Annotated in this window: 11 protein-coding genes; 5 read left to right on the top strand and 6 right to left on the bottom strand. The window is 40.8% G+C overall.

Annotated elements, in window-relative coordinates; all coding sequences use genetic code 11:
* Positions 1 to 109: 109 nt before the first annotated feature.
* The 5 genes from PE36_RS18930 (at position 110) to PE36_RS18910 (ending at position 5,624) form a co-directional block, all read left to right on the top strand.
* Positions 110 to 1,288, top strand: coding sequence for a glycosyltransferase family protein (locus tag PE36_RS18930; RefSeq protein ID WP_006033682.1), 1,179 nt, complete (start codon positions 110 to 112; stop codon positions 1,286 to 1,288).
* 48 nt (positions 1,289 to 1,336) lie between these two features.
* Positions 1,337 to 2,485, top strand: a complete 1,149-nt coding sequence (locus PE36_RS18925; protein WP_006033681.1) for a glycosyltransferase family protein — start codon at positions 1,337 to 1,339, stop codon at positions 2,483 to 2,485.
* 91 nt (positions 2,486 to 2,576) lie between these two features.
* On the top strand, positions 2,577 to 3,806 hold the full coding sequence (locus PE36_RS18920; RefSeq protein WP_006033680.1) for a glycosyltransferase family 4 protein: 1,230 nt from the start codon (positions 2,577 to 2,579) through the stop codon (positions 3,804 to 3,806).
* Entirely contained in the window at positions 3,799 to 5,046 is a 1,248-nt protein-coding gene (locus PE36_RS18915; RefSeq protein WP_006033679.1) for a glycosyltransferase family 4 protein, read from the top strand. Before PE36_RS18920 ends, PE36_RS18915 begins: the two co-directional genes overlap by 8 nt.
* Entirely contained in the window at positions 5,043 to 5,624 is a 582-nt protein-coding gene (locus PE36_RS18910) for a histidine phosphatase family protein (RefSeq protein ID WP_006033678.1), read from the top strand. Before PE36_RS18915 ends, PE36_RS18910 begins: the two co-directional genes overlap by 4 nt.
* A 95-nt stretch (positions 5,625 to 5,719) precedes the next feature.
* Here PE36_RS18910 and PE36_RS18905 read toward each other — a convergent pair whose 3' ends face one another.
* From PE36_RS18905 to PE36_RS18880, 6 genes are all read right to left on the bottom strand, one after another.
* Positions 5,720 to 7,156 (bottom strand): OmpP1/FadL family transporter, encoded by a 1,437-nt coding sequence (locus PE36_RS18905; protein ID WP_006033677.1) that lies wholly within the window; start codon positions 7,154 to 7,156, stop codon positions 5,720 to 5,722.
* A 503-nt stretch (positions 7,157 to 7,659) separates the two neighbouring features.
* Entirely contained in the window at positions 7,660 to 8,952 is a 1,293-nt protein-coding gene (locus tag PE36_RS18900) for an OmpP1/FadL family transporter (RefSeq protein WP_043994820.1), read from the bottom strand.
* A gap of 114 nt (positions 8,953 to 9,066) precedes the next feature.
* Positions 9,067 to 10,308, bottom strand: coding sequence for an outer membrane protein transport protein (locus PE36_RS18895; protein ID WP_006033674.1), 1,242 nt, complete (start codon positions 10,306 to 10,308; stop codon positions 9,067 to 9,069).
* A gap of 558 nt (positions 10,309 to 10,866) precedes the next feature.
* Positions 10,867 to 11,883: a class 1 fructose-bisphosphatase gene (fbp, locus tag PE36_RS18890; protein ID WP_006033673.1), complete on the bottom strand. Its 1,017-nt coding sequence runs from the start codon at positions 11,881 to 11,883 to the stop codon at positions 10,867 to 10,869.
* 328 nt (positions 11,884 to 12,211) lie between these two features.
* Positions 12,212 to 13,975, bottom strand: coding sequence for a BatD family protein (locus PE36_RS18885; RefSeq protein ID WP_006033671.1), 1,764 nt, complete (start codon positions 13,973 to 13,975; stop codon positions 12,212 to 12,214).
* Positions 13,969 to 15,056: tetratricopeptide repeat protein (locus PE36_RS18880; protein WP_006033670.1), on the bottom strand; the 1,088-nt coding region annotated here is incomplete at its 5' end. The genes PE36_RS18885 and PE36_RS18880, both read right to left, overlap by 7 nt.

The following is a 15,056-nucleotide window of genomic DNA, read 5'->3' as shown; positions in this document are numbered from 1 at the left end:
TTATTTTTAATCAAATTAATGGGGTGTTAAGTGAGCGGTGCGGTATCTTAGGCTTCGCTTTTTTGATAACCTTATCCGCCATCGTTGTATTTAGTGAAAGAGAGTTAGAGTGCGCAGTAAATTAAATAATAGCCGTTTGCTTATCTACAGTCATGACTCTTTCGGTCTTGGACATTTGCGCCGCTGCAGAACCATTGCCCATGCGCTTGTTGACCGATACAAGGGCTTATCTGTATTAATTATTACCGGCTCGCCAATTATTGGCCGTTTTGATTTTAAAGCCCGTGTAGACTTCATTCGTATACCGGGTGTGATCAAACTTCATAATGGCGAATATACCTCACTCGGTTTGCTTATCGATCTCGCTGATACCTTAGCATTACGTGAATCCATCATTCTGAATACTTCTAAAGTCTTCAAACCGGATATTTTTCTTGTCGATAAAGAACCGGGCGGATTGAAAGATGAAGTCATTAGTACGTTAGCCTATTTCAAAGATACTGATACCAAATGCATTCTCGGTTTACGCGATGTGATGGACTCTCCTGAGTTATTAAAAAAGGAATGGCAGAAGAAAAATGTGATGCCATTACTTGAAAATCTTTATGATGAACTTTGGGTTTATGGCCCCGCTGAGGTGTCTAATCCATTACAAGGATTGGATGTTAAGCAAATTGTGACAGATAAAACGTTGTTTACGGGTTATCTACCAAGACAGTTACCGAAGCAAGTGGATATTGAATCCATTAACATTCCCGACAGACCTTATATTTTGGTTACCCCCGGTGGTGGTGGCGATGGCGTTGAGATGATTGATTGGGTTCTCCGTGCTTATGAGAGTAGCCCAACACTGATGCCTGCATTATTTGTGCTTGGTCCATTTATGCCAACAGCTGAGCGCAATGAGTTTCTGAATCGAGCGGAATTGCTACCTCATGTTGATGCGATCACATTCAGTAATCACCTTGAGCATTTAATGTTTGAGGCTGAGGCTGTGATTGCTATGGGTGGCTACAATACTTTTTGTGAAATACTGTCGTTTGATAAACCAGCGTTGATCCTACCACGTACACAACCACGTGAAGAGCAGCTTATTCGAGCTCGTAATGCCGCCGAAGTAGGTTTGCTATCTATGCTCGATTTGGATTCAGAACGTTTAGCAGAGACCATGGTTGACGGTATTATAAAACTACTACAGCAAGATAAGCCGAGTAAACATAAACTTGATAAACTACTGAACGGTTTAGATTTTCTTACGCGTCGATTTGGTGAGTTGGTAGCAAAATAACGGCATTCAGTTTTATTTTTTAATTTGTTTTTATCGCAAGGACCATATATGTCAGCACCGCGTATTATGTATTATGTGCAATATTTATTAGGTATTGGTCACGTTCGTCGCTCTTCGCTTATTGTGCAAGCATTATGTGAACAAGGTGCGCATGTCGATGTTATTTTCGGTGGAATGCCGGTTCCGAGCATGTCTTTTGGTGATGCGACTATGCATCAGTTAATGGCAGTGAAAAGTGCGGATTCAGGCTTTAGCGGTTTAGTTAAAGCAGATAACACCCCAGTTAGTGATGATGATAAAAAAGAGCGCACACAGGCTCTATTAGCCCTTTGTGAGACCTTGCAACCTGATTTAATTGTTACCGAGACGTATCCCTTTGGCCGTCGACAAATGCGTTTTGAACTATTACCTTTACTTGACTGGGCTAAATCACAATCGAATCCTCCCGTCCTAGTTTCTTCTATTCGCGATATTTTGCAGCGCCGTTCAACGGTAAGAGAACAAGAGTACGTCAATTTAGTGCAAACTTATTACCAACATGTATTAGTGCATGGCGATGAAAACTTTTATCCATTAGAAAGAAGCTTCCCTGTCGCCGGTATGATCGCCGATAAAATCAGTTATTCTGGTTATGTATGTCCGACCATGGAAAATGGTGATACGTCGCAGAAAACACGGGATACGATTGTTGTGTCTGTCGGCGGCGGCAGTATCGGTAAGGATATTTTAGTTGCAGTGATGGCGCTGTATAACAGTGGTTTTGCGGCAGATAAAAAGTGGTTACTGATCACAGGCCCAAACATGGACAGCGCTGATAAAGCTTATTTTAAAGCGCAGCAACAGTCTAATTTACAAGTTGTTGACCTTGCAGATGATTTCTTAAGAGAGCTGAGCAATGCTTATGTGTCAATTTCAAGAGCGGGTTATAACACGGTCATGGACCTGTTATTGACTGCGGTTCCTGCGGTGGTCATACCGTTTGAAGGTGAAGGCGAAACTGAGCAGTTAGCGCGAAGTGAAGTCTTGGCCGAAGCGAAAGTACTGCAATTCGTTAAGAATGACGAATTGAGTACCGAGACATTAAAAACTGCGATTAATAAAGCATTAGCCAGTCCTGCAGAGACAGTTAAAATTGATAATCAAGGCGCGACGCAAAGTGCGAAACTTCTTATTGAATGGGCTACTGCAAGAAATTAGCAACTTGCTAAAATAATACTCAACCTACATATGTATAGCTGTGTGACGTCTCGTTATCGTGTTAATTATAAAATTTTAAGGCCAGTCTGTAGTGAAGAAAATAGCATTAGTACTTAAAGGCTACCCACGCCTGTCTGAAACATTTATCGCCCAAGAAATACGTGCATTAGAGTTACGTGGGTTTGATATTACCTTAGTCTCCTTACGTCATCCGACAGATACCAGCACCCATCCCATACATCAGCAGATTGAAGCTGATGTATTATATTTACCTGAATACTTACATGTTGAGCCATTAAGGGTATTAAAAGCGTGTTTTCATGTCGTCAAACGCTATTCATTAACCAAAGTGGTTAAGCAATTTATTCAAGATATTAAACGTGATACTAGTCGTGGACGGGTTCGCCGTTTTGGTCAAGGTATTGTACTTGCTGCCGAAATGCCTGACGGTATTGAACAAATGTATGCGCATTTTTTACATACACCAGCATCGGTGACGCGCTATGCTTCATTATTGAATGATTTGCCTTGGTCGTGCTCTGCGCATGCTAAAGATATTTGGACATCAGAAAAGTGGGATCTTGCCGAGAAACTGTCTGAGTTACAATGGTTATCTACTTGTACTGCTGCGAACCATGAGTATTTACAATCCCTTGCTGAAGATCCAAGCAAGGTTCATTTGGTTTATCACGGTTTAGACTTTACTCGCTTTCAACATGTTGACCGAGTCTCGCGCGCGGATGTAAATGGCAGTTCTGCAGATAACCCGGTTAAAATTATCAGTGTCGGTCGAGCCGTACCGAAGAAAGGCTACGATGATTTACTGAACGCGTTAGCTAAATTACCAAAAGATTTACATTGGCAGTTAACGCATATTGGCGGTGGTGGCATTCTGAAAAGTTTACGCCAGCAGGCGCAAGAACTTGGTATTGATAAACACATTGAATGGCAAGGCGCGCAACCACAATTAACTGTACTTGAAGCTTACCGTGAAAGTGATTTATTTGTACTGGCGAGTAAGATTGTTGCTGATGGTGACAGAGATGGGTTGCCGAATGTATTGATGGAAGCACAAAGCCAGTCTGTATGTTGTCTGGCAACGGATATTTCGGGCATTCCAGAGCTGATTGATAGCGGTGAAAATGGCGTACTCGTTGAGTCGAATAATGTTGATCAATTAGCATCGGCATTAGATGATTTATTACGAGATGGTGAGAAGCGTGAACGTCTCGGTGTTGAGGGCCAAAAGCAGCTTCATCGACGCTTTGATGTGAAAATTGGTATCGACCAATTAGAAAAACTGTTTGATAGCCGTGACTGATACAAGTGTAAAAACAGGCATCGCATTTTATGCGCCGCTTAAATCGCCTTTACATCAAACGCCATCGGGTGATCGTAAAATCGCGCGTTTATTTATACAAGCGTTGGAGCAGGGCGGTTATCATGTTGAACTGGCTAGTCAGTTACGCACTTTTGATAAAAAGGGTGATAGTCAGCGCCAGCAGCGTCTTATAGCTCTTGCTAAAAAAGAAGCCACAAGGATCATGCGACGTTGGCAAAAACAAGGTTTTAGTCCGCAAGTTTGGTTTAGTTATCATTTGTATTACAAAGCACCCGATTTAATTGGCCCAATCATTTGTCAGACGCTGAATATTCCTTACATTGTCGCTGAAGCATCATGGGCCGAGAAACGCGCTCACGGTGGTTGGGCGCAGTATCACCAGCAAGTGGCTATTGGGTTAAAACTGGCGAGTAAAGTTATTTGTATTAACCCTATAGATAAAGTCGCATTGACCGAGTTTTATTCCCAGCGTCAACAAAGTCCTTCTCCACTGATGTCCCTTAATACTTTTATCGACGATCTACCAGCCAATAATGACGAGATTTTTGTAGTTCGTGCTAAAAATGAGTCTGTAAATAGCTCTAAAAAAAGCATTGAACATAGTACGCAAGCTATGGGTGTTTTAACCCGAAAAGACCTTGCAGAAAAATATGATCTTGATAGTGATTTACCTTGGCTTGTCACCATAGCAATGATGCGAAGTGGCGATAAGTATCATTCTTATCAGCAGCTAAGCGCCGTAGTAGATTCATTACAACAGCCTTACCAGTTATTGATTATTGGTGATGGCGTGATGCAAACAGAAGTTCGAACTCTTTTTGCTAGACACCAACAAGTCAAGTTTGCTGGGGCTCTTGAAAACAGCCAAATTCGACAGCTATTACCGCATTTTGAATTACTTGTTTGGCCAGCGATAAATGAAGCCCTTGGCATGATCTTTTTAGAAGCACAGCAAGCAGGTGTGGCGATCGTAGCCGGTGATCAGGGCGGTGTCAGCTCAATCGTGAAACATAACGTCACAGGCATTCTAGTTGATGCGTATAATGCTCAGGCAATGTCAGCAATAATTGACGAGTTACTGAATGCTCCTGCACAGTTAAAAGTTATGCAGCAAGCAGCAAAGCATTACGTTACGCTGCATCATTCAATTGCGGCTAGTGCACAGCTGCTTAATCAGGCTGTCCAAGATGCCATAACAAATAAACTGGAGTCGTTATGATCCATGTATATTTTATTCGCCATGGGCAAACGCAGTGGAATTGTGAGAAGCGTTTGCAAGGTCGGACTGATATTCCATTGAATGAAGCTGGAAAATTACAAATTAGCGCTTATCAATTACCTTCAAATTTGTTATCTCTGCGATGGTTTAACAGTCCATTATTAAGAGCTCAACAAACTGCGGAGTTACTTGGTGTCAATTCACAGGTTGAAGCTGCATTGATTGAAATGAACTGGGGGGACTGGGAAGGTAAAACCTTGCAACAATTAAGCTCCCAAGATCCGATTGATTTTGCTAAACAAGAAGCATTGGGGTTAGATTTACGGCCAGCAGGTGGTGAGTCGCCACGTTTGGTTGCTGAGCGGGTCAGTGCTTGGGTTGAAGCCTTGGATATTGCGAATGTAGAGCAGCGCATTGGTTGTGTTAGTCATAAAGGTATTATCCGTGCAATTTATGCCAGTGCGGCGAATTGGAACATGTTAGGTAAACCACCGCATAAGATTGACTATCACTGTGCTCAACACTTTTACTTTGAAGGTGGGCGCTGGTCTATTGTTGAACTTAATATCGCGTTATAAACGAATATTCGTGGGATTTATGGAGTAGTAAGGGACTATCACCTGTTTTGATGACAGCCCAAAATAATTTTCTTGAAGTGGCTTGGATTTAGTTATTAGAAAACTAAGTTAACCTGCGCTGAAGCGACTACAGCTTCAGCTTTATTAGTGAAAGCATACGTTAAACCAGTATTCGTATCAGTTTCAGTAAATGATGTTTCTTTACCAACGATATAGGCCGCTGCTAGATCAACAGAAAGCGTTTTGCTGACTTTAAATGTTAGACCTGCTGTATACCACTGGCGCTCAGAGTCTGGAATACTAATCGTTGTGTCACCGGCACTTTCATCTAATGCATAACCCGCACGTAATATCACTTTGTTTCCTAGGTAATATGATAGACCGGCTGAATAGCGAATGTTATCTTCGTAGTTATAAGTTTTTTCGAATAACACTTTATTGTCTTCAGCGGACACACCTGTTAGACCGCTGAAGCTACTCCATTCAGTCCAAACTACACCGTATTGTAGTGCTAAATTACCAAAACGGTGAAAGCCACCTAGTTCTGCTATAGCGGGTAATGATAAGTCTAATGTACCGTTACCAGTATTTATCGTTACTCCATTATTAGCTCTTTTTGAATAGTCACCTTCAAACTCTAGGTCCACTTGTGAGCGATAGCTAACGCCCATTTTATGGTTTTCGTTTAGATCAAGTAAAAGACCTGCATTCCAACCAAAACCGATGTCATCACCTTCAAGTGTGAATGCTTGAGCGCCAGCAGCTTGTCCTGACAATAACGTATTTTTTGCTGCAATAGCGCCACCAATTTCAGCCGGAGAAGCACCTGTTTGAGCATAGGCCTTGATACCACTCATCGCACCTAATGCGGCGCCATCACCAAGGTTTCGCTCTAATTCTGCTGAACCATAAACGATTTGAGCACCGACGCCAAGGCGTAGTTTACTGCCTAATTTAAGCGCTAAACTTGGATTTAAGTTGAAGGTGGTTAATTTAGTTGATCCGCCGAGTAAACCCGCTGCATAATCATCAGGAAATTCGGTATTAGTTCCATAATTAGTATATCCAGCTAAACCGATGGCTAGTTTACTACCAACTGGAATTACTGCATAAACAGAAGGGATAGTTGATGAATTCACAGAATTTTCAACGTCATAATCTGACTCAGTTGGTCCACTATAGTTAGTACCAAATCCAGCGTTAAAATTTGCATAGTAAGGGTCAAGAGGTGCATTATTTCCAGTCGTCTCAACCGTGGGCTCTACATAAGCACCGCCAAATGAAAAGGCAAATTTGTCAAACGATGCTGCGGCTGCAGGGTTGGTTGCTATCACTGCGGCATTTTCAGTATTGGCAGCAAAACCAGCATTGGCATTACCGAGTGCTGATGCAGATTGCACGTTAACTTGGAATCCAGCAGCAGATGCTTGTGCGCTAGCCATAATTGTTGCGGTTACCATTGCTTTAACTACCGCCTTCGATATTACACTTATTTTGAACACATTTTGTTTGAACGAATAGGTTTTTTTCATGACTAATCCCTGTCTTATATAAATAATTGAATACCAAGCTCACTAAATAAGTGATCTATTATTTCGCTGGAAAAATTGACAATAACAAGGCGTTAATTGCCGTAACTAGTTATTCTAATTTCAAAATTAACAACGTAGTTAGTGTCTGTTTTAACCAGAAAGAATGATTATCTATTTATTGTGCTTGGTATAATGTAAATACATCCATGTTAATTACAGTTTTACTCGAACGTGTTTATACACGCTGCTAGCTGAGTTGGACCTATTATAGGGATTTAGCGAGATGTTTATGTGAGGACAAGAGGTATGTAATTAGTAACACTATTCAAATGTGAATAACCGTTTGAAGTTAGTGTTTACTATTGGTAAGTGGCTTTGTTTTAAGTGGTTTTTAAGTACTAATGTAATCTAATGTGTTTTAGTGATAATAGTATTAACCGTATTTTAAGGCATAATTAATAAGAGCTAGCACTCTATTTTGGTTTGGTTAATCAATCAAATTATTAATCAATCAATTGATAATTTAGTTGTAATCCAAGCATAGTGCTATTGCCTTCTGTGCTTACATCGAAGTCATCAAGGCCAATCGTATCTTTAATTCGCGTTGTATCGTATCTCGCATAGGTAAGGCCTATATCGAAACTTAATGTGCGACTCGCATAATAAGTTAATCCAAAACTGAAGTTTGTTTTCTTATCATATGGTATTGCGAAGGTTGCGCTTTCAGTTGCTTTTTCTGTTGACGCACCACTGCGCAGTAAAATCACATCGCTTAATTTGTAGCTGACTGCAAATGCAATTTTCCAGCTATCTTCTGCAGTAACAGATTCAATTAAACATTGCCCTTGCGGTAAATTAAAGTCGAGATTAGCAGGGCAGTCTGGATGTGATACTGAAATGTAATCTAGATTCTCCCAACCATACCAAGCGAGAGAATACTGTACTGCTAATCGCGGATCCAGCTGATGGAAGCCTGATAGCGTTAGTTCACTTGGTACTGCCATCGAAAGTGTTGTGGTATCTTGGAATTCGAGATCATTATTCTTCGCCAGCGTGGTGAAGTCGCCTTCTGTTTCAATCTCCGTTGCTGTTCGATAAGATAAACCGAATTGATGGTGTTTATTTATTTTATATAGCCCGCCAATACTATATCGAAAGCCGAGTCCTGAACCGTTAAAGTCTTGATATATTTGACTTGGGTTGTTTGGGTTTTGAGCACCATAATTAGTCGCTAGTTGATAGTTACCATAAATAGCACTGACTCCTATGCCAAGATAAAGCTTGTCTGTTAATTTAACCGCGATATTGGGGTTTATTTCATACGTGAATAAGGAACGTTGTCCTGTGAGGATCCCAGCAGGGTATTCACTATCATAATTGTTACGTACGTTATAATTAGAAAACGTAGCAAGCCCAAATGACCATTTATGATTAATGGGAAATGCGAAATAACCTGAGGGGACAACGTAGTTATCTCCGATACTTGAGTTATCTAAAGCACCTGGATCACCACCAGAATAATATTCACCGTGTATGTCTTTCTCTGATTTTACGAAAATAGCTGCAATGGCCATAGCGGGATATGAAAATGCTGCTGTTATCGCTGGGTTTACAGCTATGTTAGCTAGGTTAGTTGTATCAGCAGCGCTGCCTGCGCCAGCAGTACCGAGTTCGATGGCTGAGGTTGTTGAAGATTGGTAGGATGCTGCGTAAGTTACAGGGCTGGAATAGGCGATTAGGCTAAGAAGAGCACTTAGGTAGACGATAGGCGAATCACGACTACAGGTTTTTCTCATATTTATTCCCTTAAAATGATGCCTTATTTTAAGGTTAGTCGAAAATAGAAATAGCGCCTTGTGGCGCTATTTTATTACTGTATTTAATTCATTATCTTACTTAGATAAATAAACTTAGAAACGATAGTTTACTTGAGCTGAAGCAATGATTGCATCACCTTGACCTGCGAAAGTATAACCGTATTCAGTGAATTCAAGTTCTTTCGTAAAGATATAAGCTAGTGCGAAGTCAAAACTTAAGGTTTGATCTAGTTCGTAAGTTGCACCCATAGTGTACCAGTAACGATCTGTATCAGGGATACTCAGTGTCGTTTCACCCGCTTGCTCATCAAAGGCGAAACCTGCACGTAACGTTGTGTTACCAACATAATATTCAGCACCGACAGCGTAACGTATGTTGTCATCGTAATGCTCTTCTTTTTTGAAACATTCCGTTGGGGTTGCTGTGACAGTACATTCGCTACTGTTAGCTTCTAATTCAGTAAACTTACTCCATTGCGTCCACAATGCACTATAAGTTAATGCAATTTTCGGCGTTACTTTATGGTAACCAGAAATTTCAACGGTAGCGGGTAACGGAATTTCTAAGGTCGTTTGAATTTTGTTACCACCACTGGTAACACCAGTGAAGTCACCTTCAAACTCGATATCAACTTGTGAACGGTACGCTAAACCAATGCGGTTATTTTCGCTAAATTCATATAGTGCGCCAACGTTCCAGCCGTAACCCCAAGCATCGCCTTCAAGAAGGAATAACTGGCTGTCGGCTGAACCGCCTAAAGTTGACGACAAATCACCTAAATTTCTTTCTAGTGTTGCTTTTGCATAGACAGCGCTAAGCCCTAAACCTAAGCTCAATTCATCAGTAGCTTTAAAAGAGACACTTGGGTTGATATTGAACGTTAGAAGGTCGGTTGTACCAGCACCTGCGCCTACAGCGTAGTCATCTTCATGCTCCGATACCATGCCGTAACCTGAAAACATAGCCAGACCTATAGCTACTTTGCTATTAATCGGCTGAACATAATAAAATGCTGGAACAAAAGCATCGTTAATGACGTCGTTTGAATCTAGGCGTGAAGCATCGTTGTATGGCGTTGGGTCATTAACACCTTTAATATCTGCGGTTGGTGCTATGTAAGAGCCAACAACTGAAATTTCAGCTTTATCGAAACGTGACATTGCAGCTGGGTTACGTGCAAGTACAGATGCGTTATCAGCAACGGCTGCTTCACCAGCAAAAGCTCGTCCAAGACCAGATGCTGAATGTTCGCTTACTTGGAAACCAGCAGCAGAAGATTGTGCAGTTACCAGCAGTAGGGCGGTAGCAAGCGTTGTTTTTTTAATTTTAGACATAGTTAATTACTCATTTTTATAATTTTTATTTTGTTAACTCGCTACTGGTGTCGATCTCTGAATAGAAAAACAAGGTTCCTTTTGTTTGCCCAGGTCGGACCAGTTGTCGATAGTATGAGTAAATAGTAACTGCTTGTTCGTGCTTTGTAATTAACAATAATCACAAGGTGTAATGTTTGATTATTAAGACTTGACGTTTAATGGGAAAAATAGTTGACGGGGGTGTTTATCTTAACGTGTTGATAGTTATGTATTTATTTCAGTGTGCATGTGTTGTTATTAAATTGTTATCGCTTCCAATTTTATTAGAGTACTTATTCTGATAGTTGAAAAGTCAAAGTTAATGTTTATTTTTGTGATCAACGTCAAATAATGGTGTCAATCTTTTTTGATACAAATTTAAAGGAAGTGTCACGTCTGTCACATTTAACTATGTTGTTGTTTATAATATACCCAAGTAACTTGGGTATACATACAAACCCTTATAACAAAAAAGCCACGTCACCTTCTCGAATAGAAGATGACGTGGCTTAAGAATAGGTGTTAAAAAGGCTTAAATTAGGCTTCTTCTTTGTATTCTTTCATGAACTGGTGTGCTGTATCCATCATGTCTACAGAACCGGTGAAGAAAGGTACACGTTGGTGTAACTCTGTAGGCTTAAGATCTAGGATTGGTGTGTAACCATCTGTCGCTAGTGCACCTGCTTGTTCTGCAAGGAAAGCCATTGGGTTGCACTCGTATAATAAGCGAAGTTTGCCCGTTGGTGCTTGTGCTGTTTGTGGGTAAATGTAGATGCCACCTTTAAGCAGGTTACGGTGGAAGTCAGATACTAAAGAACCGATATAACGTGATGTATAAGGGCGGTTCGTCGTATCATCTTCTTCTTGGCAATATTTAATGTATTTCTTCACACCAAGTGGGAACTTGCTGTAGTTACCTTCATTGATCGAATAGATTTTACCAGATTTAGGGAAGGTCATTGCTTCATGTGATAAGCAGAATACGCCAATTGATGGATCGTAAGTGAAACCATGAACACCATTACCTGTTGTATATACCAACATGGTTGATGAGCCATAGACTACATAACCAGCTGCAACTTGCTTACGACCAACTTGTAAGAAGTCTTCCATTGATACTGGACCGCCAACAGGAGATATACGTCGGTAGATAGAGAAAATTGTACCAACAGACACATTAACATCAATGTTTGATGAACCATCTAGCGGATCCATTAACACTACATAGTTAGCATTACGGCTATTTTCATTGTCAAAAAATACGTAATGATCTTCTTCTTCAGAAGCTATACCACAAACTTCACCACGTGCAATCAACGCATTTTTAAATACTTCGTTCGCATACATATCGAGTTTTTGCTGTTCTTCGCCTTGGATGTTTTCAATGCCACTTGCACCTCTAATATCAACCAAGCCAGCTTTATTGATTTCACGGTTTACAATTTTAGCAGCAAGTTTGATTGAACTTAATAATGCTGTTAAATCACCTTTTGCATGTGGAAAATCAGATTGATTCTCAACGATGAACTCACCAAGTGTTTTATGTATTAACATTCCAATTCCCTAATAAAGCAATAATTAAATCCGATAACTGAGCCTATTTTGCGCTTTTTTAAGGTGGATATCTAGTGCGGGTAATAGATAAATGTATGTAATTTGTAGATTAAGTTGTTAACTTTCAGTTAACGCAAATGGACTTTCAGTTGAAAGTTGTGAATGCTCATCTGAATCTTTCATTTTCATATACTAGCGATGTTGTTCAATGTTCGAGCATTTTAAACGCGGGGTTTGATGTTCGAATTCGAGCCTTTTGGTGTATTTTTACTTTCACAAACGAAAGTGGCGTCATCTATAGACGCCATTTCGAGTACTTATGGGTAAATTATGATGGATTAAGTTGAGTTTTAATACTTGGTTGTTGCGATTTTGTTATTGCTGGTTTTGAGTTTCTCAATTTGATTAATTGCGCTAATAATGCCTGCCCTTGCCAATTCGCAACGTCAGTGTTTTTACCGTAAGTACAGGTCAACAGTTGTTGGCAAGTTTGCAGACATTCTGGACTCATCGGTAGTGAAGCTAGGTGCGGATCTTTGATTTCGGGCCATTGCTGTTTAAACCAAGCGTGTAATAGTCGACTACTTTGCTTAGCATCATTATTCTTAAGTGCCGTTTCTAACTGTGGCCAGATATTGTCAGGTTTAGCCGTATTAGCTACTTTCTGGTGACTGATTTGTTGAGTGCCTCTGCGTAAGATAAACCAAGTTACGCAGGTTAATAACCACAACCCAGCAAAAATAAAGGTTAACCAACGCCATATTGAAGACTCAGTTGTTGCTGTCGATGACGTTTGTATATCTGTCTGTCCACGATCATTAGATGCGAGCGATGGCGTTGAGTTTGTTTCACCATTTTGTTTGTTAGTATTGTTTTCAACTGGAACACTGTTTTCACTTGCTACGATAGTCACTGTTTTAGCCGGTAGTGTTGCCCATTCTTGTTGTTGGGTTTTGTTATTAAACCAAGGAATAGATAACGCTGGTAATGTTAATTCCCCGATTTGATTGGGTATGATGGCAAAACTTAATACTTGTTGCGAGAAGTGAGTTCCTTGTTGTGCAAAGTTGGTAAATTGCGGTTTATCTGGATAGATTTTGGCTGTTTTAGGCCAGCTGATGGCTAAATCGGGTAGCGCTGACTTATCTACGTTCGCAACGGTTAGTGTGATAGTGCGTGTTATTGACTCACCTTGTTGATAGCTATTTTGTAATGGTTGCAACTCTTCAACGAGTTGAACAAAGTCACTGACTAACCATTCGCCTTGGTAGTCTATGGGTTGTGTTTGAATATTTAAATGTAAAGTGTCAGCTTGGATGATCACTGGCGTAACAGACCCAAAACGATAGCCGCGTTTTGCGGTACTTACTTGGCCTTCAAACCGAGTTGGTGAAATGGTGGTTGTTCCAGCGGTATTAATGGTGATGGCATATTGACGTGTGATTGTTTCAAAGCGTCTACCGTTAATGATTTGACTGGCGTTTTCATCTTTACCAATTTGTTTTACTACACCGTCTGTCACTGTCGGTTCGGTAAGGTTGCCCGATTGCATCTTGGTGTTTTGGGCAATATACAAGGTGGTTGTATAGATAAACTGCTGACCCACATAGATGGTTTCATTCGATATATTTACTTTCAATTCAATGTTACGGTTATTTAGACCGCGGCTATTGGCTGTTGTCGATGAGATGACATTTACTTTAATCGGTTGTGTTGTCGCACCATCAATTTTGAATGCGGGTATGGTATAAGCACCTGTGTTCCGAGCCATTAATACGGTTGTCAGGGTTGTTATATGTGTGGTCTTGCCATTGAAATAACTGCTTTGACTATTGCTCGATGTTCTGCCTACGACAAAATTAGCCAGCAGTGTTGAGCTATTCCAATCACTGGCGCTAATACTCTCATTGGCGCGGATTTCAAGGATAAAGCTGCTCCCTTGCACTACGGGGTTTTGATTGACGGATGCTGTTATCTTTAGCGCTGCATTTGCCTGAGAACTGAGCGTAAATAGTAAGCCTGCAAGGATGAAAATATTCGCCATGAGTGAAAAATTATAACCACGGCGATGTGTCTGTACTGCCTTTACCATATTTGCTCCGAACTATTTTGCTGATTTGATTCAGCATTACGTTGCTGACTTTCTATATACATTTTATTTCTTAATAATAAAGAGGGATCATCAGGGATATTCCGCAGCCATTTTTGTAAGCGCTTTTGTTGTTCTTTTTCTAATGGCGTTTGTTGCGCTGCTGATAATCCTTGAGCACTGCCATCTTCAGGCTTTTCATCAGTTTGATCTTGTTGTCCAGCGACACCCACTTTATCTTGACTGTCTTGCTGGCTTTGACTGTCTTGCTGGCTTTGACTGTCTTGCTGGCTTTGACTGTCTTGCTGGCTTTGACTGTCTTGTTGGCTTTGACTGTCTTGTTGGCTTTGACTGTCTTGTTGGCTTTGACTGTCTTGTTGGCTCTGACTGTCTTGCTGGCTTTGACTGTCTTGCTGGTTTTGACTGTCTTGTTGGTTTTGACTGTCTTGCTGGCTTTGACTGTCTTGCTGGCTCTGACTGTCTTGCTGGCTTTGACTGTCTTGCTGGCTTTGACTGTCTTGCTGGCTTTGACTGTCTTGCTGGCTTTGACTGTCTTGCTGGCTTTGACTGTCTTGTTGGCTTTGACTGTCTTGCTGGTTTTGACTGTCTTCGCCTTTGTCACCTTGCTGCTGTTTCTGTTGCTGCTGCATTTGTTTAGCAAGTGCTAAGTTACCTTTAGCATCGTTATTTTCAGGATCGAGTTTTAATGCTTGATCATAAGCTTTCGTGGCTTCATCAATATTACCGAGTTGCATGAAGGCATTGCCCTGGTTATACGAGGCATCACTGCTTGTCTCATCAGCCCACAGATCGATAGCTTGCTGGTATTCACCTGCTTTATACAGGGCGCTAGCTTGCCAGTTAGCATCCGAGAAGGTATCTGCTGCTTGTTGATATTCTGCCTTTTGAAACAGCAATGATCCGTTTTCGTTACTGTTATTCCAAATTGAAGTATCCGCCGCATAGCTTGATTCTGGTTGCAGTAAAAACACCAAGAAAAAGCTGAAAAACAGTTGTTTGCGAAAACTAAATGCCGCTAATAACGCAATCAAAGGCAGTAGCCAAATACCGTCATCATTACGTT

This window comes from Moritella sp. PE36 (genome assembly GCF_000170855.1).
Classification (GTDB): domain Bacteria; phylum Pseudomonadota; class Gammaproteobacteria; order Enterobacterales; family Moritellaceae; genus Moritella.
Note: the sequence above shows the minus strand (reverse complement) of the source record. Positions and strands in the feature narration are given on the sequence as shown.

Bases quoted from the DNA above. Each gene is read 5' to 3' on its own strand.
- PE36_RS18925 (WP_006033681.1), top strand. From the start codon at position 1,337: ATGTCAGCACCGCGTATTATGTATTATGTGCAATATTTATTAGGTATT.
- PE36_RS18910 (WP_006033678.1), top strand. From the start codon at position 5,043: ATGATCCATGTATATTTTATTCGCCATGGGCAAACGCAGTGGAATTGT.
- PE36_RS18905 (WP_006033677.1), bottom strand. From the start codon at position 7,156: ATGAAAAAAACCTATTCGTTCAAACAAAATGTGTTCAAAATAAGTGTA.
- PE36_RS18900 (WP_043994820.1), bottom strand. From the start codon at position 8,952: ATGAGAAAAACCTGTAGTCGTGATTCGCCTATCGTCTACCTAAGTGCT.
- PE36_RS18895 (WP_006033674.1), bottom strand. From the start codon at position 10,308: ATGTCTAAAATTAAAAAAACAACGCTTGCTACCGCCCTACTGCTGGTA.
- fbp (WP_006033673.1), bottom strand. From the start codon at position 11,883: ATGTTAATACATAAAACACTTGGTGAGTTCATCGTTGAGAATCAATCT.
- PE36_RS18885 (WP_006033671.1), bottom strand. From the start codon at position 13,975: ATGGTAAAGGCAGTACAGACACATCGCCGTGGTTATAATTTTTCACTC.